Consider the following 21,928-nt stretch of genomic DNA (forward strand, 5'->3'; position numbering starts at 1 on the left):
CTTCCGGGCGCGGGAGCGCTGGCCTTGCCGGCCGGGGTAGCTTATATGCTGCGACAAATGGCATAATGCCCTGAAAACGATGCGCTTGCGTTACCGCGCCGGACTGCCTTCGGCCAGAACGCGGGGCGCCGATGGAGTGTTCGAAATGGCGGTAACGTGGTCCCCGGATAGCTGGCGGTCGAAGCCCATCGTCCAGGTACCGGAGTATCCGGATCAGGCAGCGCTGGCCGACGTCGAGGCCAAGATCGCCTCGTACCCGCCGCTCGTCTTCGCCGGTGAAGCCGACAAGCTGAAGCGGGCGCTTGCCGACGTCGCCGCCGGCAACGCCTTCCTGCTGCAGGGTGGCGACTGCGCCGAGAGCTTCGCCGAGCACGGCGCCAACCACATCCGCGAGCTGTTCCGCGTCTTCCTGCAGATGGCGGTGGTGCTGACCTATGCCGGTGGCGTGCCGGTGGTGAAGGTCGGGCGCATTGCCGGCCAGTTCGCCAAGCCGCGTTCCTCGCCGACCGAGACGCGCGACGGCAAGGAGCTGCCGAGCTACCGCGGCGACATCATCAACGGCGGCGGCTTCACCGAAGCCGAGCGCATCCCCGATCCAGTGCGCCAGCTCGAGGCCTACCGGCAGTCGGCGGCGACGCTCAACCTGCTGCGCGCCTTTTCCGAGGGCGGCTACGCCAGCCTCGACAACGTGCTGCGCTGGCTACTGGACTTCGAGCACAAGAGCCCGTTCGGCAAGAAGTACCGCGAGATGGGCGAGGAGATCCAAACGGCGCTGCGCTTCATGCGCTCGTGCGGCGTGACGGCCGACACGGTGCCGGCGCTCGGCCGCACCTCGTTCTACACCAGCCACGAAGCGCTGCTGCTCGGCTACGAGCAGGCCATGGTCCGGCGTGACGAGGCCGGCGGCACGCACGCCCCGTACGCCACCTCGGGCCACATGTTGTGGATCGGCGACCGTACGCGCCAGCCCGACCATGCGCATGTCGAGTTCCTCCGCGGTGTGCGCAATCCGGTCGGCATCAAAGTCGGCCCGTCGCTCGACGCCGACGGCTTGTTGCGCCTCATCGACATTCTGAACCCGACCGACGAACCGGGCCGCCTGACGCTCATCTGCCGCTTCGGGTCGGACAAGGTCGAGAAGCACCTGCCGGGGCTGATCCGCGCCGTGAAGCGCGACGGCCGCGTCGTGGTCTGGTCGTGCGATCCGATGCACGGCAATACGATCAGTGCCACCAGCGGATTCAAGACGCGGCCGTTCGACCGCATCCTCAAAGAGGCGGAGTCGTTCTTCGACGTCCACCGCGCCGAGGGCACGCACGCCGGTGGCATCCATGTCGAGATGACCGGCTCGCCCGTCACCGAGTGCACCGGCGGCGCCGCGGCCAACATCTCGGAGGCGCAACTCAAGGACCGCTACGACACGCTGTGCGATCCGCGCCTCAACGCCGATCAGGCGCTGGAGCTCGCTTTCCTGATCGCAGAGCGCCTGAAGCAGGAGCGCGAGGAGGCCGCGCGTGTGCCGGCCCCGATCACTGCCTTCGGCTGACCGGAGCCAATGACCGCACCTGCGCAGCTCAAGATCGCGATCGCTCAGGCGAACCCAATCGTCGGCGATATCGATGGCAATATCGCCAAGCTGCGCGAGATGCGCGCGCGTGCGGCTGGTCTCGGCGCCGACGTGGTGGTGTTTCCCGAGCTGTTCGTAACCGGCTACCCGCCGGAAGATCTTGTCCTCAAGCCGGCGTTTCCCGCTGCCGCGCGGGCGAGTCTCGAGGCCTTGGCGCCTCAACTGGGGCGCGGACCGGCGGTGCTCACGGGAACAGTCTGGCCGCAGGACGGACACGTCTACAACGCAGTGGCTCTGATCGATAACGGGTCGGTCGAGGCGGTGCGCTTCAAGGTCGACTTGCCGAACTACGGCGTGTTCGACGAAAAGCGCGTGTTCACCCCTGGCCCATTGCCGGGGCCGATCAATATTCGCGGCGTACGCATCGGCGTGCCGATCTGCGAGGACATTTGGGGCCCCGACGTCGTCGAATGCCTGACGGAAACCGGTGCCGAAATCCTTATTTCGCCCAACGGCTCGCCCTTCGATTGGACAAAGCCGGACGTGCGCATGAACATCGCCGTCGCCCGCGTCGTCGAGAGCGGGCTGCCGCTGATCTACGTCAATCAAGTCGGCGGCCAGGACGAGCTCGTGTTCGACGGCGCCTCGTTCGCGCTCAACGGCGACAAGAGCCTCGCCGCGCAATTGCCCGCCTGGGACGAGACGCTTTCCGTCACCCAATGGCATCGCCGCAACAACGGGTGGATATGTACCGCCGGCACGCACGCGCACCTGGAGCACGGGGAAGCGGCGGCCTATCAGGCTTGCGTGCTGGGCGTGCGTGACTACGTCGAGAAGAATGGGTTCCCAGGCGTAATTCTCGGACTGTCGGGGGGGATCGACAGTGCGCTGGTCGCCGCCATTGCCGTCGACGCGCTCGGCCCGAGCCGCGTGCGCGCCGTTATGCTGCCCTATCGCTTCACCTCGGAGGCGAGCGTGCGCGATGCCGCGGCATGCGCCAAGGCGCTGGGTCTTAACTATCAGATGCTGCCAATCGAGGACGCGGTGGCGGGCATCGGGAAGAGCCTGGAACCAGCATTGGCCGGCACGCAGCCCGACACTACGGAGGAGAACATCCAGGCGCGCGCCCGCGGCATCATCCTCATGGCGCTGTCGAACAAGTTCGGCGGCATGGTGATCACCACCGGCAACAAGTCGGAAATGTCGGTCGGCTACGCGACGCTCTACGGCGACATGAACGGGGGCTACAACCCGATCAAGGATCTCTACAAAATGGAGGTATATCGCCTGGCGCGCTGGCGCAATGGGCACGTGCCGAAGGGCGGCAAGGGGCCGGCGGGTGACGTCATCCCCGAGAGCATCATCACCAAGGTGCCGACCGCGGAGCTGCGTCCCAACCAAACGGACCAAGATTCCCTTCCACCCTACGAGGTGCTCGACGACATCCTCGCCTGTCTCGTCGAGAAGGAGATGCCGATCGCCGAGATCGTCAAGCGCGGGCATGCGCCAGAGACCGTGAAGCGAATCGAGCGGCTGCTCTACCTCGCCGAGTACAAGCGGCGGCAGGCGCCACCTGGGGTCAAGATTTCATCGCGCAATTTCGGGCGCGACCGGCGCTACCCCATCGTCAACAAGTTCCGCGAACCGCTTAGCTGATTTTCTTATTTGGCTGCATGGCGGTGGCGGCATCAAAGTCGCGTCATCCGAATCGGGAATGACTGTCTCCTGTTCGTCCGAGTTTGCGTCCCCGTCGACGTTGGCTGGTGCGACCATGCGGTTCCAAGACATACGCCGGATTGTGTTTGCGGCCGCTCTCGCCGTTGCGGTGCTGACGCCGCCGGGCGACGCATACGCCACTGCGGACGATTGCTGCCTCGACCTCGACGAGCGCATCGACGAGCTGGAGCACATGGCCGCGCGCAAGGGCAATCGCAAGGTCAGCCTCACGGTGTCGGGCTGGGTCAACGAGGCTATGTTCGCCTGGGACGACGGCGTCACCTCCGACATCTACATCGGCACGAACTTCGTGGAGCAGTCACGCTTCAGGTTCAACGGCGACGCCAAGATCAACAAGGAGTGGAGCGCCGGCTATATCCTTGAGGTTGGTGTGCAGGGCCACCCATCGAACCGATGGGACCAGGACAATATCGCCTCGCAGCACCCTTCGCCTGCCAACCGCGAATTTGCGTTGAACCTTCGCAAGAGCAATTGGTATCTGAAGAGTACCCGCCTGGGGCAGTTCGCCGTCGGCCTCAACGGCATGGCCACCTATCACCTGCTCGATGATGCCGACCCGACGCTGACACGCAACGTCAATGACGTCGAAGGCGCAGGTGTGTTCTTGGCCGCCTTCAGGCTGCGCCACGACGGCCAGTACGTCGGCAACTTGAGGTGGACGGACGCGCTTCGCGGTATCGCCAATTCGACGCCCGGCGATGGCTTGCGACGTGATATTGTCCGCTACGACACGCCCGAGTGGCATGGCTTCAGTGCTGCGGCCGGCATCGGCGCGAAATACCTCGGCGACGTGATGCTAAGCTACAAAGGCGATGTCGGAGATTTCAACGTTGTCGCCCGCGGCGGATACGGGTGGAGCAACGATCCGGGCAGCTTGCAAGCCAGCGACTTTGGCACCTTCGTTCCCGATGGCACGCCGTGCATCTCAGCCAGCACCAACGTCACCTCAGAGCCCGATTTCCATTGCCGGTGGGGCGGCGTCGGCTCGACGATCATGCACAATCCGACTGGCCTCTTTGTGTACGGCGGCTGGGGACAGATCACCACGACGACCGATCACGTATTTCCGGCGGGCACGGTCTTCCTGTCGACCAGCAACATGTTCTTCCTGCAGCCCGGCATCGAGCGGAAATGGAATTCGCTCGGCAAGACCAACATCTTTGGCGAATATCGTCGCGACAACTCCGGCTCCGCCGCGGGTCGCACGGTCTCGGCCAACGTCGAGACTTGGCAGGCAGGCGTCGTTCAGAAGATCGACAACGCCGACTTGACCCTCTACCTAGTCTATCAGAACACGAGCGGCGACGTTTTGGGTAACGCACGCACTGCAGCGGCCAATTTCGCCCCCATCGGCAAGACCGACCTGGAGCCCTTCCAGATCCTCGTCACGGGCGCCAAGCTCAACTTCTGAAGCCGGCGGGGGGCAGCCGCGGGCCGCGCTTGAGTTCTCGCGGGCGCCGCTTATAGGTTGCTGCGACTTCGCCTTCCCGGGACAATCCTGAATCATGTCGGTCACCGTCCGCTTTGCGCCGAGCCCCACTGGGCGCCTGCACGTCGGCAACATCCGTACGGCGCTGCTCAACTGGCTGTTCGCCCGCCAGTCGGGCGGCGCCTTCTGGCTGCGCCTCGACGATACCGATACGCAGCGCTCGACCGAGGAGTTCGCCGAGGGCATCCGCCGCGACCTCGAGTGGCTGGGGCTGCGCTGGTCGCGCGAGGAGCGCCAGTCGTTGCGGACCGATCGCTATGTCGCCGCCGCCGAGCTCTTGAAGGCGCGGGGCCGGCTCTATTCCTGCTACGAGAGCGAGGATGAGCTGGACCGCAAGCGCAAGCGCCAGTTGGCGCGCGGTCTGCCGCCCATCTACGACCGCGCGGGGCTCAAACTCACCGACACGGAGCGCGCCGCGCTCGAGGCCGAGGGCCGCAAGCCGCATTGGCGCTTTCGCTTGGCCAACTCCGATGCCGATCTGGCACCGCTGCCTACCATCGTCTCGTGGAACGACCTCATTCGCGGCGACCAGACGGTCGACGTGGGTTCGTTGTCTGACCCCGTCGTCATCCGTGCCGATGGGAGCTTCCTCTACACGTTCACGAGCGTGGTCGACGATGCCGAGTTCGGCGTCACCCACGTGATCCGTGGCGAGGACCACGTCACCAACACGGGCGTGCAGGTGCAGCTCTTCGAGGCGCTGGGCAAGGAGCAGCCGGCGTTCGGGCACCACAGTCTGCTCATCGGCGCTGACGGGCACGCCTTGTCGAAACGCCTCGGGGCATTGTCGATCGAAAGCCTGCGCGAAGCCGGCATCGAGCCGCTGGCACTGGCGAGCTACACGGCGCTTATCGGGACATCCGATCCGATCGAGCCGCAGCCAAACCTCGACGCGCTGGCGGGCCGCTTCGCCTTCTCCAAGATCTCTACCGGTCCGGCCCGCTTCGACCCCGAGGAGCTTAAGGCGCTCAATGCGCGGCTCTTGCACGTCACTCCCTACGCCGCGGTCGCCGGGCGGCTGGAGGAAATGGGCATCGGCGGAGGCGCGGCGTTCTGGGATACCGTCCGGGGCAATCTCTCGGTGCTGGAAGATGCAGCGTCCTGGTGGCAGGTCATCGGCGGCGAATTAGCCCCCCAGATCGAAGACCGCGAGCTGACCGACAAGGCCGCAGCGCTGCTGCCCGCCGAGCCGTGGGACGATACGACCTGGGACACGTGGGTCGCGGCGCTCAAGACGGCAAGCGGGCGCAAGGGGCGCGCCCTGTTTCATCCGCTGCGGTTGGCGTTGACCGGCCGCGAGGATGGACCGGAGCTGAAGCAGTTGCTGCCGCTGATCGGGCGGTCCAGGACGGAAGCGCGCCTGCTTGGTCGCGCCGCGTGATCGGGCTCAGTGCACGACGTCGGGGCGCCGGCTGCCGATCTTGCGCATGAAGGTGATCGGCATCTCGCGGCCGGAGGGGAGGCCCCAGGCGCCGCGGCGCGTCTCCAGATAGCCCAGCCGCTCGAACAGCGAGGCGGCGTTGAGCGTCACGCTTGCTTCTACGGCGCGATATCCGGCCGCGTGCAACTCGTTCTCGAGGTGCTCGACGAGGCGGGAGCCGATGCCGCTGCCCGTGAACAAGGGATGCACGAAGACGGCGACGATGCGCGCCGTGGGCTTCTTGTCCTCGCCGACGCTCCAGGCAGCGATGCCGACCATTTCCGATCCGACGAAAGCGCCGTAGGCGTGATTGCCGAGCAAGATATCGGCGTAGTGGGGGCTGCGTACGAACTCGGCGAACGCGCCGATCTCGGGTGGCGAATAGTGTCCGGCCGCGCCGCGCGCGAACGCCGCGCCTACGACATAGCGCGCCGTCGAGAGATCATCGACGCTCAGCCGCCGGATCTCCAGCATATCGACAAGGCTCTCGGCGGTGGCGGGGACGTCCATCTTTGGGTTCACGAAGCTCGGGGTTGTTCCAGCCTAGGCTAATCTACGCCGGAGGAATGACAGCCACCCCGGCGCCTTTATCGTTGATTTTGCGCGTCAACTTCGGAGCGAGCTTCCCATCCGGTCGAGCCCGTATCGGCGCGCTTTCCCTGATCGGCCGGCGCGTCCTTGGGAACGTACTCCGCCTCCTTGCACGAGCAGCCCTTCACCAACTCCTTGCGGTAGCGGAAGGCCGTTTTGAGGCTCGTGTACGGTTCCTGGCTGCGGAAGGCGACCGACTGGTCCATGCCCGCGCCCGGGTTCTGGTAGTAGTAGAGCTCGGCCGGCGCCGCGCACTTCGACTGGCAGGCCTCGGAGTCCTGCTCGAAGTGGCTCGGCAGCGTCGAGAAGCTCACCGGGAAATAGTAGCCGTCGCAGAGGCGCACGCACACGGTTCTATACGTGGCGGACGAGTGCGCTCCACCCCCGAAGGGCGTCCACCCGTTCGAGAAGCTGCTCTCGCCTTCGTCCTGCCAGATCGAGGATTCGCTGCCGCGATCGTAGCGCCGCGCCTCTTGCGTGTAGTTCGCGCCGCAGTTGTTGCGCGCGAGCTCGCTGACGATCTCCTCGCGGTAGGAGCGGGCGCCGGAGCTGGCGATCTGCTGGCGCTGCGCCTCGAGCTCGGAGAGCCGTCGCCGTGCGGCTTCGCCCTGATCGGCGAGATCGACGCAGCGGCGCGTGCGGCGCAACGTCTTGGAGAAGATGAAATACTCATAGCAGTCGTAGCGCTCGAGGTCCGAGCGGCTTTGCTCATAGGCCTGCTCGGCCCGCTGGATCTCGGCCTCGATCGCCGGCAGCTGGTCACGCATGCCGTTGGAGCGCTGGCCGTCCTGCACGAGGCGCTGCTCGAGCTGCAGACAGATGGGGTTCTTCGTCGACCAATTGACGGGCGGCGCCGCCTGCGGCGGAGGCAGCTGCGCACCGGGCGCTGGCTCGGGCCGCGGCTGCATGCCGGGCGGCGCAGCGTCGGCCGGCGGCGGCTCGCGATACACAGGCTCGTCGGGGATGGGCGGGCGTTCACGCTCGTCCTCGGAGCTGCTCCACGGCCACCAGCCCTGCGCCAGCACCGGGCAAGCGGCAAGCACCGCCGCGGCAAGGACCGCGGCGCCGAGAGCCTGCCGGCGGGCACGTGCTTTACGCATTGTCAAATTCAGTCCTGCCCAAACCGCTGCGGCGGTTTCGTTTTTCGAGCCGCTGCGGCGCAACTATGGACACCAGCAGGTAGGGGGTCAATGCGGAGCAATTGGGGCGCCCTGTCGCGCTTTACCGCGGAAAAGCGATATGCTTCGGCGCCTTAACGGCTGCGCGCTTGACGAGCCAACGCGTCTTTGCGCATAACGGCGCCCATGAAGCGCAAGCTGCCCACACGCGCCGTCAATCTGTGCGGCGCTATTATTATTCCGAGCTAGCAATAACCGCTGGCGCGCGGCGCGCTTCTTTGCCCGAATCCTGAGACAGAGAAATCGTCCCGCCAGCGGCCCGAGGCGACACTAGGGACCGTCATGGCCGAAGCGCACTTTCTGATGCTCTACAACACGTTGACGCGCCGCAAGGAGGAGTTCCTCCCCTTGGACGCCAAGAACGTGCGCATGTATGTGTGCGGCCCCACCGTCTACGACTACGCCCACATCGGCAACGCCCGCCCCGTCATCGTCTTCGACGTACTGTTCCGGCTCCTGCGCCGGATGTACGGGGAGAAGCACGTCACCTACGTGCGCAACATCACCGACGTCGACGACAAGATCAACGCCCGCGCCGCCGAGGAGGGGGTGTCGATCCGCGAGCTGACCGAGCGCACGGCCAAGCAGTTCCATGAGGACATCAAGGCGCTGGGCGTCCTGCCGCCGACGGTCGAGCCGCGCGCCACCGAGCATATCGAGGAGATGAAGGCGCTGATCGAGGCGCTGATTGCCAACGGTCACGCCTACGTCGCGGAAGGGCACGCGCTGTTCCACGTTCCCTCGATGCCCGACTACGGCAAGCTGTCGAACCGCTCGCTCGACGAGATGGCGGCCGGCGCGCGCGTCGAGGTGGCGCCCTACAAGAAAGATCCGATGGACTTCGTCCTGTGGAAGCCGTCGAAGCCGGGCGAGCCTTCCTGGCCGTCCCCCGCAGGCATCGAGGAGCCCGGGCGCCCCGGCTGGCACATCGAGTGCTCGGCCATGGCCGAGAAGCACTTGGGCCCGGTGTTCGACATCCACGGTGGCGGCATCGACCTCGTCTTCCCGCACCATGAGAACGAGATCGCCCAATCGCGCTGCGCCCACGACACGAAGGTCATGGCGCGCTACTGGCTGCACAACGGCTTCCTGCAGGTGGAAGGCGAGAAGATGTCGAAGTCGCTCGGCAACTTCATCACCATCCACGACTTGCTGAAGGACTGGCCGGGCGAGGTCGTGCGTTTCAATATGCTGCGCACCCACTACCGCCAGCCGATCGACTGGACGAAAAAGAGCCTTGAGGAATCGAAGGCGACGCTCGATCGGTGGGGCGAGATCGCCGATCGCACCGGCGGGTCGCTCGTCAAGGGCGCGCTGCCCGACAGCGGCGTCATCGACGCCCTGAAGGACGACCTCAACACCCCGCTCGCCATCGCGAGGCTGCACGAGCTCGCCAAGGAGGCGAAGGCCGGCAGTGACCCTGCCTGCGAAATGTGGCTCGCGTCGGCGGCGCTCATGGGCTTTGATGTGAACCGCTGGCATTCGCCGGTGCAGAGCGCCGACCTCGTCGAGATCACCGATCCCGACCTGGCGGTGCGCGTAAAGTCGCTGGTGGCGCAACGCGGCGAGGCTCGCAAGACGAAGAACTTCAAGGAGGCCGACCGCATCCGCGACGAGCTGGCGGCGAGCGGCGTGCTTCTCAAGGATGCCAAAGATCCGGCAACGGGTGAGATCGTCACAACCTGGGAGTTGGCGCGATGACGGCAGAACAGACAGAGCCGCGATACTGGAGCGGCGGGTGCCAGTGCGGTGCCGTGCGCTACAAGGTCGAGGGACCGCTCGACGAGGTGAGCGTCTGCTACTGCCGCATGTGCCAGAAGGCGACCGGCGGCGCATTCGGCCTTTTCGTCAAGGTGGCCTACGACAAGATCACCTGGACGCGCGGCGAGCGGAAGCGCTTCGACTCCTCGAACGTCGGCAAGCGCGGCTTCTGCGAGGACTGCGGTACGCCGCTGACCTGGGAGTTCGAGCACTGGCTCGACGTCACCGTCGCCTCGTTCGACGAGGCGGCGAAGATCGAGCCGGTCGTGCAGATGGCGATGCCCATGCAGTTTCCGTGGCTGTGGCGGCTCGACGCCATCGATGTGCGCTCCGATAACGCCGATCCGGAATATGCGAACTATCTGGCCTCTGTCGTTTCCTACCAGCACCCGGACCACGACACCGACAGCTGGACGCCGAAAGACGCAAAGCCATGAGCGAAGATTGGCACAAGGACACGCCGGAGCCGCGCCATTGGCTCTTCTACGTGTTGGTGAAGGTCGGCATCGCCGTAGCCGCTTTCGTAATCTGGCTGACGGCGCGCGAATACGGGTATGTGTGAGCGACAGATGAGCAAGGAACGGCTGTACCTCTTCGATACGACGCTGCGCGACGGTGCGCAGACGACCGGCGTCGACTTCTCAGTCGAGGACAAGCGCCGCATTGCCGCCGTGCTCGACGACCTTGGCGTCGACTACGTCGAGGGTGGATTCCCGGGCGCCAACGCCACCGACACGCAGTTTCTCGGCGAGAAGTCGGCCCTCAAGACCGCCAAAATGACCGCCTTCGGCATGACCAAGCGCGCCGGCCGCTCGGTATCGAACGATCCGGGCTTGCAGGCGGTGCTGTCGTCGCGGGCAGATGCCATCTGCCTCGTCACCAAGTCATCGGACTATCACGTGCGCGTAGCGCTCGGCATCACCAACGAGGAGAACCTCGAGGGGTTAGCTCAGTCGGTGAAGGCCGTAGTCGAATCCGGGCGCGAGTGCGCGATCGACTGCGAGCACTTCTTCGACGGCTACAAGGCCAACCGGGAGTATTCCCTCGCCGTCGCGCGCACCGCCTATGAGGCCGGGGCGCGCTGGGTCGTCCTGTGTGACACCAACGGCGGAACCTTGCCGCACGAGGTGGAGCGCATCGTCGGCGAGGTGACGAAGGTCATCCCCGGCTCGCACCTCGGCATCCACACCCATAACGACACGGAAAACGCCGTCGCCAATACGTTGATGGCGGTGCGCGGCGGCGTGCGCCACATCCAGGGCACGCTGAACGGCATCGGCGAGCGCTGCGGCAACGCCAACCTGACGTCGATCATTCCGACGCTGCTGCTGAAGAGCGAGTTCGCCGACAAGTTCGAAACCGGCGTGACGCCCGAGCGCCTGCAGAAGCTCACGCACGCCAGCCGCATCCTCGACGAGGTGCTGAACCGCAATCCCGACCGGCACGCGCCCTATGTGGGCGAAAGCGCCTTCGCGACCAAGGCGGGCATCCACGCGTCGGCGATCCTGAAGGAGCCGCAGACGTACGAGCACGTTACGCCCGAGAGCGTCGGCAACCAGCGGCATCTGCTCGTCTCCAAGCAGGGCGGCAAGTCGAGCATCCTCGCCACCATCGAGCGGCTGGGCATCCCGGTCGGTACCGACGACAGCCGCGTTACCCGGCTGCTCGACGAGGTGAAGAACCGCGAGTCGGTGGGCTACTCCTACGAGGCGGCGGAAGCGTCGTTCGAACTGCTGGCGCGGCGCATGCTGGATACCGTTCCGCGGTACTTCTCCGTCGACAGCTTCCGCGTCATGGTCGAGCGGCGCCACAACGCGCGCGGCAAGCTCGTCACCGTGTCGGAGGCGATCGTCAAGGTGTTTGTCAACGGCGACAACGAGCCCCTGTGGTCGGTCGGCGAGGGCAACGGTCCGGTGAATGCGCTCGATCGAGCGCTTCGCAAGGACCTCGGCCGCTATCAGAAGCACATCGAGGGCGTCGAGCTCGTCGATTACAAGGTGCGTATCCTCACGGGCGGCACCGAGGCCGTGACGCGCGTTCTGGTCGAGAGCCACGACACCCTCAGCGGCGACCGGTGGTTCACGGTCGGCGTCTCGCCCAACATCATCGATGCGAGCTTCGAGGCGCTGCTCGACTCGATCAACTACAAGCTCATGAAGGACAACGCCCAGGCGGCGTAGCACCGATGTGCTGGCGCGTCCGCCGAGGGCCAGGAACTCACGTTCTGCTTGGGCCGGCGCAGTGCGGCGACGCGGGTGGTTCCGTCGCGTCTGCCCCTCTTCGAAGCTCGCGCACGATCGGGTTGCGATCATGCAGCGGGGGCACTCGATCGGCTCAGCCTGAAGAAGGCGTAGAAGTAACCGAGCCAGAGGAAAACGGAGAAGCCATAGAAGACGATGGTTCGCGCCGACCAAAACGGCCAGGAGCCGGCGGGGCCGATGGCGATCACGTTGGGGTACCAACTGAAGAGCGTCGAGCGCCACCGATTCCACATGAGGGTCATTTCCGTGTTGCGGGACTGCGCGGTCTTGGCGTCGTTGAAGACGCGCTCGCTGTTCCGCTTCAACCACCACCAGGAATCTTCGTTGACCAGCTCGAGGCCCCTGTCGGACCGATTACGCATGTAGATGTATTCGATGTCGGTCGTATGCCCGCGAGCGTCGGGATCGCTGCGGCGTACTTCCGTTCCTGTGATGACGCCGGTCGTCCAGGTTGGACGTGCGTATTCCCATCCAAACCAGAGGGGGATGCCTGCCACCAGTGCAGCGACGGCCAGGAACGGCCACCCTCTGCGCCATAAGCTGAAGCCAAGCACGAAAATGGCGATGAGGACGATGAAGCCGATCGACGTCCAAGCGTAGAGCATGGCTCAAACCTCACAAATGATAGTTGGCCGAAGGATGTTGGCATAGCCGTTCAGTCGAGGCGAAAGAAATGTCCGCGTTGGACCCAGAAGCGGGCGTCGAGCTCGTAGATTGCAAGGTGCGTATCCTCACGGGCGCGCCGAAGGATGATCGCCTTCTCCGCGCTCGGAACGACGTTGAGAAACTGCACTTATCCTCCGTGCAAAAGCCCATCACGCGCTCGACGCCAGGCGCGGTTGTACTGCGATCGAAAATGAAGATCTCGCCATCCGTTGGCGAAGCGGCAGGCTCGTCGGGCCCGAAGGTCAAGCCTGCAATTCTGGATGCAGCATCCTAGTCGCGAGAAGAGCCGCTTGCGTGCGGCTCTTGACATGCAGATGGCGCAGGATGGCCGACACATGAAGTTTTACTGTGTTGGGCGAGCGTGACAGTGCATCGGCAATTTCCGTATTGGTTTTTCCTTCGGCCAACAGGCCGAGGATTTCCAACTGGCGTTTGCTCAGGCCAGCGAGGTCAAGTGTTTGCCCCGCATGCTCGTCGGGATGCTGCGTCGGCGGATGCTGACCGGGGATGAGCATACTCGCAACTTGGGAAGTCAGGGCATCGAGGCTCGAGGATTCGACGCTCCCCGCCACCGTTTCCAAATTGAGCCCAAAATTGCTTTCCGCTGATTTACAGGTTCCTGATGGCCCACCACGAAAAGCCGTCGGCCGGGCAAAAAACGGAGTTAAGTCGACGTGCAACAGGGCCACGCCCGATTGGCCATACTCCGCCAGTGGGAGCCCGATCATAAAGAACCAGCGCCGTTCGGTCGGCGAATGGCAAGGATACAATCGCGTCAGTAGCTTGAGCTTGCCATCAAGCAAGTCCCTTAACTCCGTCACCAACCGCAGAGAATCCGCAGATTCAAAATCCGCGTGGCTCAGATAGTTGGCGCCCACGCCAAAGTTCGGGACGCACAAACCGTGCCGCCGGCCGAAATCCTTCCAAGCCTTATTGACTGCAACGATCCGGCCAGAGCGGTTCAAGACTGCGACGCTAACAGGCAGAACTTGCGGTACCCGGCGCCTCTCAGCTTGTTCACCCACTGCTCCACCTCGCGGCTGCTCCTTTCACATGGCAAAGCCGATCTCGACGCAAGCGCATTGACCTGGGTCAATGCGTGGCGCCGGCAAATTCGCTGAGCAGCTCCCCGTCCTGGGTTCTCCCACGTGCGTCTCGGTGATGCGCAATCATCAGTGCACGCCTGGATTGCGCTCAATTGACACTTATCGCGATGCTCTAACGGCTCAAAAAGATTAGCACTTTCTGGCTATTGCGTCAGCCGGTGCGAGTCGACCACTTAAGCGTGACGAGTGCGTTTCGGTCCTACAGAGTTGAGTGCGTCATGCCAATTGCTCACACTTTGAGTCAGAACTCTCGCAGCACTATCCAAGGCACAGCCGGTTGCATGCTGGAGCCGTTGCGTTTGCTGGGCCCGAGCGAGTGCCTCTTCCAAGAAGACGATAAACTTGCGCAGCCCTATCGCGTGGAGCGGGGCTCTTTGTGCCACTACACGCGGCGCGATGACGGCAGTCCTGAAATCATCGAGTTCGTGTTCCCGGGCGACATAATTGGATTTGTGCATCTCGGCACACACATTTCCACCGCGCGCGCGACGATGGAAAGCGCCGTCAGCGTTCTGCCGGCCAAGGAATTTGAAATGGCCCTGAAGGCAGATGCGCACCTCGCGACGCGTGTCGCCGCCATGGCCGACAGGGAGTTCGACTACCGCCGTGCCCATGTCATCCTGTCGAGCGACGACAGGCCCGTTGCGCGTGTTGCTTCGTATCTCGCCGCCATCAGTAGTGCGAACGCGCACGAAGGGCGCGATGCGAGACTTATTATGGAGGATACTTCTTCTCCCGCCGTGGCCGATGCCCTGCAAATGAGCCGCGACACACTCGCGGTCAGTCTCGCCGAGTTGGAACGGCGCAGCTTGATTCAACGGACAGCGACTGGACTACTTATTGTCGATGCCGACGCGCTGCAGGCATTCTCTGAAGCGGCTGCACGACCCGCGTGTCCCCGGAAGCTGGACTTGAGTACAAGGAGTCGAGTGATGCGTTCCCCTATGACGGCTGCTGAGCGGCGCGCCTTTAATGATGGTCTACAGGCAGCTCTCTTGGCGATCTGCGTAGAAGGAGGTGAAGACACGCCTCTTTGTTCCAATACCGGCAGCGACGTCTGCTCAGGTTGCTCCAACTTACCAAACAAACAAAAGCAACTTTGCGCTCGCATAAAGTCCCTACGATACGACCGGACAGTGGGGGGCGAAATCGCGATGGAGAACGCACCAGGCTGATGACAGCTTCGGAAGCGTGGGTTGCCTCGGGAGAGGGTTAGGCTTGGCCTCTTTCTGAAGGCGTGTCGCTCGTCTATCTCGCGTGTGATACGGGCGATTAAGCGAGGATTCGTTATCCGCCAGCCGCATGTCCGCTCAAGGTTATAATTTGATGTGGACGAGCTGCGAGCGGCAAAGTCCGCTTTGGGGTCGAAAGCTGAAACTTATCCCCGCCCTCTCCGCTCGCCCCATACTCGCTCCACCTTGCCCGACAGAGGGACGCAGCAGCTGAGCGTCTGACGCGGGGCAGGGACGGTGACCCGGACGAGGCCGCGTGAATGTTTCCGTTCGCACGCGTGTCGCGAGGACCAGCTCGTCCTCTCAAATCCGGGGTCGCAGATCGAGGCTGTGCAGGCGTGGCAACACACTGCACGGACGCCCTTCGGCAGCGGCGCTCGCCATCCCAGAGCGCAGTCGCCTTACGATCCCGAACGTACAGCCCGGCGTTGAACGCCATAGGGTGGGATCGGACGGTCGCTGACGATGTGCTTGCACCCTCGGCACGGCAGCACACCGACGCGGGCGCCGAAAGGTCACCGGACTTGTAACTAGGATGGCGGTCATTCGGCGCCCGCGCTCCCTCGCTTTGATTGCGCCGGCGACTCCCCCGCGGGGAGCCGGCCGCCGGCGCATGCCCGTTGACTCGCACGCGCTCCGATCGCCCGAGCGCCTATCAGCGCGGGCGTGAATCGGCAGCGCCAAGAATGCGAGCCGGCCGGTGGGCGCGTGCTCTTTGACATCCCTCGGGGCCAATGGCCCGCGAGCACGCGAACGGCCGCTTAGCGCACGCCGCCCATGAGCTGCTTCAGCCAAGGGATGAGGATCACCAAAGCGAGCGTCGCGACGCCGACCATCGCCGCCTGTTGCAGGAAGAAGCTCGCCAGCCCCCCCGGATCGTGCGCCGAGTAGCCGCTGCCCAGCACCCCGGCGAGCTTGTTGCCCCACGCGGCGGCGAGGAACCAAACGCCGAGGACAAGGCCGACGAAGCGCTCCGGCGCCAGCTTGGTCATGGTGCTGAGGCCGACGGGGCTGAGCAGCAGCTCGCCCACGGTCTGCAGGAAGAACAGCCCGACCAGCCAGAGCGGACTGACGCGCCCCTCGGCGGTGAGCATCGCCGCCGGCACCATGAGCAGGAACGAGAGGCCGAGGAAGAACAGCCCGAGCGCGAACTTCACCGGGCTCGCAGGCTGGCGGCGCCCGAGGCGGATCCACAGCGCTGCGAACAGCGGCGCGAGCAGGATTACGAACAACGGGTTCAGCGATTGGTACCAGGCCGCCGGGAACGCCCACCCGAACAGCTCGTTGCGCGTCAGGTCGAGGCCGAAGAGGGCGATCGTGATGCCGGCTTGCTCGAAGATCGCCCAGAAGACCATGGCGGCGATGAAGAACACGAACACCGCGGCGAGCCGCTGGCCCTCGATGTCGCCGCGCATGGCGAACCAGACGACGGCGGCGACGGGCACGAGCAGGAACGCGGCACGCAGCCACTGGAAGCGTGGATCGTCTGACAACAGCGTCAGCCCCAGCGTCGCCAGGGTTCCGGCCACGACGAGCACGCTGGGAACCCATGAGCCGGCTTCGACGCGCGGCCGCTGTCCGACATGCGCCAGGCGGTTTCGCTGCAAGAGATAGCCGACGAGGCCGAGGCTCATGCCGACGCCGGCGGCGCCAAATCCCCAGTGCCAGCTGTCCGCCGGGTCGAAGCCGGCCGATGCCAGCCATGTTTTGAAGGTGTCGCTCTGGGCGAGGAACCCGGTGATCAGCGGCGCCAGGAAGCCGCCGATGTTGATGCCCATGTAGAAGATCGAAAAGCCGGCGTCCCGGCGCTCGTCGTCCGGTGCGTACAGCCGGCCGACCATGGCGCTGATGTTGGGTTTGAACAGGCCGGTGCCGATGGCGACGAGCGCCAGCCCCAGGTAGAAGGCGGTATCCGCCGGCACCGCGAGCGAGAAATGGCCGAGGGCGATGATGCTGCCGCCGATCAGCACCGCGCCGTGCGCGCCGAGATAGCGGTCGGCGATATAGCCGCCGGGGATCGACAGCAGATAGACGGCCATCGTGTAGTTGCCGTAGATGCGCGCCGCTTCGACCGGCGTCAGCCCCAGCCCTCCGGTCGCCACCGGCGTGACGATGAAAAGCGTGAGCAACGCGCGCATGCCGTAGTAGGAAAAGCGCTCCCACAGCTCGGTGAAGAACAGCGTCGAGAGACCGCGCGGCTGCCCCCCAAACAGCGTGTGTCCGGCCGCGCCGCTGCCGTCGGATTGAGCTGCCATCGCGCCGATTGCCCCATATTTGCTCTTAGTTAGCGACATTCCGCGATGGGCGGCTCAGCGCCAAGCGATTTTACCGCCCACAAAGAATTCGCGCGCAGGCTGGTTGATCCACTGCATCTTTGTCGGTGCCACGGCGAGGTTTCTTGGGACTCAGGTAGGCTCGGCAGCAGAAGCGCTTGCGAAAGGAACATGCGGAATGAAGAGCAATTCCGTTCCTGCTAGTGCAGGAGCATTCGTTCTCATCTGCCTCGCCTCCGCGACCTCGGCTCTTGCTCGTAGTTGGCTGACAAACGAGCCCGATGTGCCGCCCGCGGTCAGTGAGGATAGGGCGGTGCTAAAGGATTCCGCGTTCAACTACGGCTCGCGTGCCCGCGTGCGGATCTATCGCCCTGACGGCGTATATGACATTCGCAACGGAAAGTACGAGCGCGTCCCCTGGGGGCACGGCGACGGTGACACCGAGACGCGGGAAGACTGACCGCAACTGCTCGGCGCACGTCGTTGCTCATTCTTTGCTCGGCCTTGCTTGGTCCGGCATTCCGCAAAGCACACAATAGCGCGCAGTCAATTAACTGCGCGCCAACCATGCAAAGCGTGTGCGGTTGGCGCCCTGAGGCGCGCTCGACAGAATCCGCCGCGAACCCGGTCTCGTGTGGACTTGGGTTGTGCAGGCAAAAGCCGCCGATGCCCTACGGTGGAAAATCCAAGGAAAGGGAATTGATCATGAAGTCCAAGACCATTTCCGCACTTGCTGCCGTATTCGCGCTCGGCTGCTTCGGTACGGCGGCTCTAGCTGCCGACGATGGCTTGCCGGACAATCCGAATTCCGATGCCAACGTCATTCCGGGCCCGGATGCGACGACGCCGACGGACCCCTCCGCCAATGACAACCCGGCAGCGCGTGTGCCGACCGACGAGGACGAGTCGGGATACTCCGTGCGGCGCGAAGGCTCGAGCCGCGGAACGTCGGGCGAAGACAAGGATCAGCCGGACAACTGAGCGTAGCGCTGCCAGCGCTGCGTGAGCGAGGAGGGCGCCTCAGCGGGCGCCCTTCATGCGTTCGCCTATTGGCCGAGAAGTCGACGCGCGGCTTCCGCCGGTCCGAGGGCGCCGGCCAGAACTTCGTCCGCGAGGGTGTCGAGGGTAGCGGCGCCCCCGGCGCGGATGCGCTCGGCGACGAGGTCCGAAGCGGCGCGGGCGATGAGATAGCGTGCGCGGCGGCGACGGCGGGCCAGCGGCCCAGCGGCTTCGAGCTCACGCCCCTTGCCGGCGACGGCATCGACCAGCTCCGCCACGCCTTCGCCGGTCGTTGCCGTCGTCTTGAGAACCGGGACCTTGTTGTGGCGCATGGCGCGGATCGACAGTGCGCCCAAGAGCTGCTGTAGCGTCTGCTCGGCACCGGGCCGGTCGCCCTTGTTGACGACCATGATGTCGGCGATCTCAAGCAGTCCGGACTTCATTGCCTGGATATCGTCACCCAGGCCCGGCGCGGAGATGACCACGCGCACATCGGCCACTTCGGCCACGTCGATCTCGCTCTGGCCGGTGCCGACCGTTTCGAGAAGGACGATGTCGCGTCCCGCGGCGTCGAGCGCATCGATCACGCGCACCGCGGCGGGCGACAGGCCGCCCAGGTAGCCGCGGCTCGCCAACGAGCGCACGAACACGCCGTCATCGTCGAGCGCTGCCGTCATGCGGATGCGGTCGCCGAGAATGGAGCCGCCCGATACTGGGCTCGAGGGGTCGACTGCGATGACGCCGACGCTTTTTCCGGCACCGCGCAATTCCGCGATCACGGCGTTGACGAGCGTCGACTTGCCGGCTCCGGGCGGTCCGGTGAAGCCGACAACGAGGGCATGTCCGAGGTAGGGCTGCATGGCGCGCAGCAGGATAGGCGCGGCAGTCGACAGCCGCTCCAGCTCGGTGATCACCAAGGCGGTCGCTCGCCGCTCGCCGGCGCGCATCTTGTGCACGAGTGCGGCGGCCTGAGCGTCGGTTTCGATGCGCTCCCTGGCCCCGGAATTTGTCGTCTCAGCCATCACCGGCTGATACGCGTAAACGGCCCGACGGCGCAAGCGCGGCCTGCTGCCTCGTCCCCCGGAACGACGCCTCTAACCACAGCTAGAACCACACCCCGGGCCAGCGGTAGCGTGGTCGCATCTCGATCGGGCCGACGCCGATGAGCGAAATGCGTGGCCCTTCGGCGATGTCGAGTGGCGGCATGGGGGGAGCTTGCAGCGCGTTAAGCAGCGCGATGCGCCGCTCCGCCGGCGGGGCGAACCGGAGCATCGATGGGAGCGGGACCTTGCGGGCCGGTACCGGCGGGATCAGGTCCTCGAGCGGCTTGCCGGGCGAGGCGTCGAGGCGCGACACGGCTGACGCGACGCCCAGTGGATCGCCGGTCAGCAGCGCTGCTGCCCGATCCGCATCCATCTCGCGGGTGCGCGACAGCGCCAGCTGCAGGGCCGTCATCAGCGTCGGTGCGAGGATCAACAGCAGGACGCTCGCCCACGGCACCGGATCGCTGCCGCTGACGCCGCGCAGGATGTTGAGGGCCGCGAGCGCGAGGCCGGCGTAATAAAATGCCTGCGCGCAACGGGCGATGAAGTCGGCGATGCCGAGCACCAGGAGATCGCCGCGCTTCGCGTGCGCGGCCTCGCGGGCGAGCAGGGCGGCCACCTCGCGCATCGTGAGCCGGCGAAGCAGGCCCTCGGTGACAGCGGTCGCGAACGACCGTGATGAGCCGAACGAGAAGGCGCTGACGGACATGCTCGGCACCACGTAGAGCCGCGGCGGCGAACGCAGGCCGGCGCGCCGCGCCAGCTCGGAGGTGATGTTCTCGAACTGGGCCAGATCGCCGGCCTGGTAGGGACGCGCGCCGTAAAGCTGCATCATGGTCGCGGGCGGGATGCGCGTCACCAGCAGGACGATCGCGACCGCCGCCACCGCTGCGATTGCAATCCCGCCACGGCCGAATTCGGGCCACAGCACCGCCGTCGTCAGCGCGCCAAAGGCAAGCAGCAGGACGCCCGCCTGCGCGAAATTGGCGAGGACCAAGCCCCGTTCGAAGGTGCGACTCGCGCTATGCTCGGTGTCGAGATTCATGCCGGGCATCAGAGCCTAAATGCGGGGTTTTGCGTGGAATTCTTCATCGCCTTCTTCAATTTTGCCCTGGGCATGTGGCTCGCATGGCGCCATGAGGCGCCGTCGGCCGTCTACGTATTTTTCGCCGGCCTGGTGTTTGTCGCAGCCCTATACCTGCGGCACGCCACCGACGCTCTCCCATTGTCGCTCTAGCGAGGGTTCGGCGGTGGAAATCAGCCCCAAGCTCGCCATTACCCTCAATGCGCTGGCGCTCTATGCCATTTCCGCGGTGCTCGCGGTTGCGTTCTACTGGCAATTTGCCTACGGCGAGCTGCCGTGCCCCCTGTGCATGCTGCAACGGGCTTCCTTTAGCGCACTGGCCGTAGGTCCAGTCCTCGCCATCCGGCACGGCCCAAAGCCACAGCACTACGGCCTGACGATCCTCGCCGCGCTCATGGGTGCCTCGATCGCGGCGCGTCAAATCCTGCTGCACATCATGCCGGGCGACCCCGGCTTCGGCTCGCTGCTTCTGGGGATGCACTTCTATACGTGGGCGTTTCTCGCGTTCGTCGCCGCGATCCTTGCCGCCGCCGTTATGCTGACGTTCGGCGGTCAGTTCGCGGCAACCGAGCGGCCGCCTAGGTTGGGCACGTTGGAGAAGGGTGCCGTGTGGCTCGTCATTGGGCTCACCGCCATGAATGCGGCGAGTGCCCTCGCTGAGTGCGGCTTTGGCAGCTGCCCGGCGAACCCGGTGCGCTACGAACTTTTCAACTGAGCGCCGCGCCCCTCAGAACTTGGCCAGCACCACTTCGTCGGAAGGACCGGGTACTTTTTCCCAGGCGCCGGCGATGGCCGGTACGATCTTCTCGGCGCCATCCACGACCGTGAAGCTCACGTCGAGACCGGGCCGGATGAAGGTGTCGGCCTTCATGTGGGTCAGCAGGCTGAGGAAGGGCGTCCAGAAGCCGTCGATGTTGGCGACGACGACGGGCTTCGTATGCCGGCCGAGCTGCACCCAGGTCAGTTGCTCGACGAGTTCCTCCAGTGTGCCGACGCCGCCGGGCAGCGCCACGAAGGCATCCGAGCGATCGAACATCAGCCGTTTGCGCTGGTGCATGTCCTCGGTGACGATGATCTCGTCGATGTCGCGCATCATTGCTTCCTTCTCGACAAGGAAGCCGGGAATAATGCCGGTGACGCGGCCGCCGTGGTCGACCGTGGCGCGCGCCACCTCGCCCATGAGGCCGAGGCTGCCGCCGCCGTAGACGAGGCCGATGTTATTGGCGGCGAGCGCGGCACCGAGCTTCTGCGCCGCTTCCCTGTAGGCTGGGTTGAGGCCCAGCCCCGAGCCGCAGTACACGCACACATTGCGCGTGCCTTCCGCGGTCTTCTTCTTTCCATTCAACTGCTTTTTGCTCATTCAACTTCCGTCGTTTCAAACAAATTCCCCCGCATGGGGAGGAGTAATATGGGTATTCGTGGGCCGTGTGACAGCACCGCCGGACCCCGCAGCAAGCCTCGCTCCGTTATCCGATTTTTTGATGTCGGTTTGGCGGTGTGCGGGAGTTGTGCTTAATGGGA

Annotated in this window: 22 protein-coding genes and 1 pseudogene; 13 read left to right on the forward strand and 10 right to left on the reverse strand. The window is 65.0% G+C overall.

Annotated features, from left to right (window positions below; all coding sequences use genetic code 11):
- Positions 1-145: 145 nt before the first annotated feature.
- The 4 genes from GIW81_RS00405 (at position 146) to gltX (ending at position 6,174) form a co-directional block, all read left to right on the forward strand.
- Positions 146-1,546 (forward strand): class II 3-deoxy-7-phosphoheptulonate synthase, encoded by a 1,401-nt coding sequence (locus GIW81_RS00405; protein WP_154737384.1) that lies wholly within the window; start codon positions 146-148, stop codon positions 1,544-1,546.
- Positions 1,547-1,555: 9 nt separating this feature from the next.
- Entirely contained in the window at positions 1,556-3,223 is a 1,668-nt protein-coding gene (locus GIW81_RS00410) for an NAD+ synthase (RefSeq protein WP_154737385.1), read from the forward strand.
- Between the two features lie 115 nt (positions 3,224-3,338).
- A complete protein-coding gene (locus GIW81_RS00415; protein WP_154737386.1) occupies positions 3,339-4,715 on the forward strand; it encodes a porin in 1,377 nt (458 codons plus the stop codon).
- A 94-nt stretch (positions 4,716-4,809) separates the two neighbouring features.
- Positions 4,810-6,174 carry a glutamate--tRNA ligase gene (gltX, locus tag GIW81_RS00420; RefSeq protein WP_154737387.1) on the forward strand — a complete coding sequence of 455 codons (1,365 nt, stop codon included), beginning with the start codon at positions 4,810-4,812 and terminating at the stop codon, positions 6,172-6,174.
- Positions 6,175-6,180: 6 nt separating this feature from the next.
- Here gltX and GIW81_RS00425 read toward each other — a convergent pair whose 3' ends face one another.
- The gene (locus GIW81_RS00425) at positions 6,181-6,723 is read right to left on the reverse strand and encodes a GNAT family N-acetyltransferase (RefSeq protein WP_154737388.1); all 543 of its coding nucleotides are present in this window, start codon (positions 6,721-6,723) and stop codon (positions 6,181-6,183) included.
- Between the two features lie 77 nt (positions 6,724-6,800).
- A complete protein-coding gene (locus tag GIW81_RS00430) occupies positions 6,801-7,904 on the reverse strand; it encodes a DUF2865 domain-containing protein (protein WP_154737389.1) in 1,104 nt (367 codons plus the stop codon).
- Between the two features lie 360 nt (positions 7,905-8,264).
- On the opposite strand from GIW81_RS00430, the gene cysS reads away from it, so the two are divergent.
- From cysS to cimA, 4 genes are read left to right on the forward strand one after another with little or no spacing between them, the layout of a single operon-like run.
- Positions 8,265-9,683, forward strand: coding sequence for a cysteine--tRNA ligase (gene cysS / locus GIW81_RS00435; RefSeq protein ID WP_154737390.1), 1,419 nt, complete (start codon positions 8,265-8,267; stop codon positions 9,681-9,683).
- Positions 9,680-10,180 (forward strand): GFA family protein, encoded by a 501-nt coding sequence (locus GIW81_RS00440; RefSeq protein ID WP_154737391.1) that lies wholly within the window; start codon positions 9,680-9,682, stop codon positions 10,178-10,180. The genes cysS and GIW81_RS00440 overlap by 4 nt, the downstream gene beginning before the upstream one ends.
- Positions 10,177-10,305, forward strand: coding sequence for a hypothetical protein (locus tag GIW81_RS19160; protein WP_267873804.1), 129 nt, complete (start codon positions 10,177-10,179; stop codon positions 10,303-10,305). The genes GIW81_RS00440 and GIW81_RS19160 overlap by 4 nt, the downstream gene beginning before the upstream one ends.
- Positions 10,306-10,312: 7 nt before the next feature.
- Entirely contained in the window at positions 10,313-11,923 is a 1,611-nt protein-coding gene (gene cimA / locus GIW81_RS00445) for a citramalate synthase (RefSeq protein ID WP_154737392.1), read from the forward strand.
- A 128-nt stretch (positions 11,924-12,051) separates the two neighbouring features.
- Here the strand turns inward: cimA and GIW81_RS00450 are convergent, their stop codons facing one another.
- The 4 genes and pseudogenes from GIW81_RS00450 to GIW81_RS00460 form a co-directional block, all read right to left on the reverse strand.
- Entirely contained in the window at positions 12,052-12,609 is a 558-nt protein-coding gene (locus GIW81_RS00450) for a DUF1523 family protein (protein ID WP_154737393.1), read from the reverse strand.
- A 50-nt stretch (positions 12,610-12,659) separates the two neighbouring features.
- A complete protein-coding gene (locus tag GIW81_RS18750) occupies positions 12,660-12,797 on the reverse strand; it encodes a hypothetical protein (protein WP_195930280.1) in 138 nt (45 codons plus the stop codon).
- Positions 12,797-12,883, reverse strand: a pseudogene (locus GIW81_RS19430) (polyphosphate kinase 2); the annotation flags it as partial. The pseudogene GIW81_RS19430 and the gene GIW81_RS18750, both read right to left, overlap by 1 nt.
- 29 nt (positions 12,884-12,912) lie before the next feature.
- Positions 12,913-13,635 (reverse strand): helix-turn-helix transcriptional regulator, encoded by a 723-nt coding sequence (locus GIW81_RS00460; protein ID WP_154737394.1) that lies wholly within the window; start codon positions 13,633-13,635, stop codon positions 12,913-12,915.
- A 422-nt stretch (positions 13,636-14,057) separates the two neighbouring features.
- Here GIW81_RS00460 and GIW81_RS00465 point away from each other — a divergent pair, with 422 nt between their 5' ends.
- A complete protein-coding gene (locus GIW81_RS00465; protein WP_195930282.1) occupies positions 14,058-14,951 on the forward strand; it encodes a Crp/Fnr family transcriptional regulator in 894 nt (297 codons plus the stop codon).
- A gap of 818 nt (positions 14,952-15,769) precedes the next feature.
- Here the strand turns inward: GIW81_RS00465 and GIW81_RS00470 are convergent.
- A complete protein-coding gene (locus tag GIW81_RS00470) occupies positions 15,770-17,263 on the reverse strand; it encodes a peptide MFS transporter (protein WP_154737396.1) in 1,494 nt (497 codons plus the stop codon).
- A 331-nt stretch (positions 17,264-17,594) separates the two neighbouring features.
- Here GIW81_RS00470 and GIW81_RS00475 point away from each other — a divergent pair, with 331 nt between their 5' ends.
- Positions 17,595-17,741, forward strand: a complete 147-nt coding sequence (locus GIW81_RS00475) for a hypothetical protein (RefSeq protein WP_154737397.1) — start codon at positions 17,595-17,597, stop codon at positions 17,739-17,741.
- A gap of 245 nt (positions 17,742-17,986) precedes the next feature.
- Positions 17,987-18,262, forward strand: coding sequence for a hypothetical protein (locus GIW81_RS00480; protein WP_195930284.1), 276 nt, complete (start codon positions 17,987-17,989; stop codon positions 18,260-18,262).
- A gap of 65 nt (positions 18,263-18,327) precedes the next feature.
- On the opposite strand, the gene meaB is transcribed toward GIW81_RS00480, so the two are convergent.
- Both meaB and GIW81_RS00490 read right to left on the reverse strand, forming a co-directional pair.
- Positions 18,328-19,302 (reverse strand): methylmalonyl Co-A mutase-associated GTPase MeaB, encoded by a 975-nt coding sequence (gene meaB / locus GIW81_RS00485; RefSeq protein WP_154737398.1) that lies wholly within the window; start codon positions 19,300-19,302, stop codon positions 18,328-18,330.
- An 82-nt stretch (positions 19,303-19,384) separates the two neighbouring features.
- Complete coding sequence (locus tag GIW81_RS00490; protein WP_195930286.1) at positions 19,385-20,368, reverse strand: zinc metalloprotease HtpX; 984 nt, start codon at positions 20,366-20,368, stop codon at positions 19,385-19,387.
- Between the two features lie 33 nt (positions 20,369-20,401).
- Between GIW81_RS00490 and GIW81_RS19165 the strand changes: the two genes are divergently transcribed.
- Positions 20,402-20,560 (forward strand): DUF5993 family protein, encoded by a 159-nt coding sequence (locus GIW81_RS19165; protein ID WP_324614847.1) that lies wholly within the window; start codon positions 20,402-20,404, stop codon positions 20,558-20,560.
- Between the two features lie 13 nt (positions 20,561-20,573).
- Positions 20,574-21,122, forward strand: coding sequence for a disulfide bond formation protein B (locus GIW81_RS00495; RefSeq protein ID WP_324614848.1), 549 nt, complete (start codon positions 20,574-20,576; stop codon positions 21,120-21,122).
- A 12-nt stretch (positions 21,123-21,134) separates the two neighbouring features.
- On the opposite strand, the gene GIW81_RS00500 is transcribed toward GIW81_RS00495, so the two are convergent.
- Complete coding sequence (locus GIW81_RS00500) at positions 21,135-21,767, reverse strand: LOG family protein (protein WP_154737401.1); 633 nt, start codon at positions 21,765-21,767, stop codon at positions 21,135-21,137.
- Positions 21,768-21,928 lie beyond the last annotated feature (161 nt).

The organism is Hyphomicrobium album (genome assembly GCF_009708035.1).
GTDB classification, from domain to species: Bacteria; Pseudomonadota; Alphaproteobacteria; order Rhizobiales; family Hyphomicrobiaceae; genus Hyphomicrobium_A; species Hyphomicrobium_A album.

What these genes read in the sequence shown, in the direction of transcription:
- GIW81_RS00480 (WP_195930284.1), top strand. Translation starts at nt 17,987, where the DNA reads ATGAAGTCCAAGACCATTTCCGCACTTGCTGCCGTATTCGCGCTCGGC.
- GIW81_RS00500 (WP_154737401.1), bottom strand. Translation starts at nt 21,767, where the DNA reads ATGAGCAAAAAGCAGTTGAATGGAAAGAAGAAGACCGCGGAAGGCACG.
- GIW81_RS19160 (WP_267873804.1), top strand. Translation starts at nt 10,177, where the DNA reads ATGAGCGAAGATTGGCACAAGGACACGCCGGAGCCGCGCCATTGGCTC.
- GIW81_RS00405 (WP_154737384.1), top strand. Translation starts at nt 146, where the DNA reads ATGGCGGTAACGTGGTCCCCGGATAGCTGGCGGTCGAAGCCCATCGTC.
- GIW81_RS00470 (WP_154737396.1), bottom strand. Translation starts at nt 17,263, where the DNA reads ATGGCAGCTCAATCCGACGGCAGCGGCGCGGCCGGACACACGCTGTTT.
- cimA (WP_154737392.1), top strand. Translation starts at nt 10,313, where the DNA reads ATGAGCAAGGAACGGCTGTACCTCTTCGATACGACGCTGCGCGACGGT.
- meaB (WP_154737398.1), bottom strand. Translation starts at nt 19,302, where the DNA reads ATGGCTGAGACGACAAATTCCGGGGCCAGGGAGCGCATCGAAACCGAC.
- GIW81_RS00450 (WP_154737393.1), bottom strand. Translation starts at nt 12,609, where the DNA reads ATGCTCTACGCTTGGACGTCGATCGGCTTCATCGTCCTCATCGCCATT.
- gltX (WP_154737387.1), top strand. Translation starts at nt 4,810, where the DNA reads ATGTCGGTCACCGTCCGCTTTGCGCCGAGCCCCACTGGGCGCCTGCAC.
- GIW81_RS00440 (WP_154737391.1), top strand. Translation starts at nt 9,680, where the DNA reads ATGACGGCAGAACAGACAGAGCCGCGATACTGGAGCGGCGGGTGCCAG.
- GIW81_RS00415 (WP_154737386.1), top strand. Translation starts at nt 3,339, where the DNA reads ATGCGGTTCCAAGACATACGCCGGATTGTGTTTGCGGCCGCTCTCGCC.
- GIW81_RS00490 (WP_195930286.1), bottom strand. Translation starts at nt 20,368, where the DNA reads ATGAATCTCGACACCGAGCATAGCGCGAGTCGCACCTTCGAACGGGGC.
- GIW81_RS00410 (WP_154737385.1), top strand. Translation starts at nt 1,556, where the DNA reads ATGACCGCACCTGCGCAGCTCAAGATCGCGATCGCTCAGGCGAACCCA.
- GIW81_RS00425 (WP_154737388.1), bottom strand. Translation starts at nt 6,723, where the DNA reads ATGGACGTCCCCGCCACCGCCGAGAGCCTTGTCGATATGCTGGAGATC.
- GIW81_RS00465 (WP_195930282.1), top strand. Translation starts at nt 14,058, where the DNA reads ATGCTGGAGCCGTTGCGTTTGCTGGGCCCGAGCGAGTGCCTCTTCCAA.
- cysS (WP_154737390.1), top strand. Translation starts at nt 8,265, where the DNA reads ATGGCCGAAGCGCACTTTCTGATGCTCTACAACACGTTGACGCGCCGC.
- GIW81_RS00430 (WP_154737389.1), bottom strand. Translation starts at nt 7,904, where the DNA reads ATGCGTAAAGCACGTGCCCGCCGGCAGGCTCTCGGCGCCGCGGTCCTT.